Below are 201 nucleotides of genomic sequence, written 5' to 3'. Positions count from 1 at the left end.
AGTTGGAACTGAGGCGTCTGAATTTGGGGCGGCTCCGCCACCCAGCGCGGGGCAAGCCCGCTCACCACAAAATCCTGTTCACCACATAAGACCTGCTCAAGACAAAGAGCCTGCTCACCACGCGGGTCAGCGAATTGAACACGGCCATCGACGGCATTCGTGCCAGTGGTGAGTACCAGAAGATTTCGCAGCAGTACTTCA

1 protein-coding gene is annotated in these 201 nt (G+C 57.2%); it reads right to left on the bottom strand.

The window, feature by feature from the left end:
- Window positions 1–201, bottom strand: a 201-nt coding sequence (locus tag AOA61_RS31820; RefSeq protein WP_218197350.1) for a hypothetical protein, incomplete at both ends; no start/stop codon positions are given.

The sequence above is a fragment of the Pseudomonas sp. 2995-1 genome (assembly GCF_002742505.1).
Taxonomy (GTDB): domain Bacteria; phylum Pseudomonadota; class Gammaproteobacteria; order Pseudomonadales; family Pseudomonadaceae; genus Aquipseudomonas; species Aquipseudomonas sivasensis.
The sequence above is the reverse complement of the archived record's forward strand: the minus strand, read 5'-3'. Positions and strand labels throughout refer to the sequence as shown.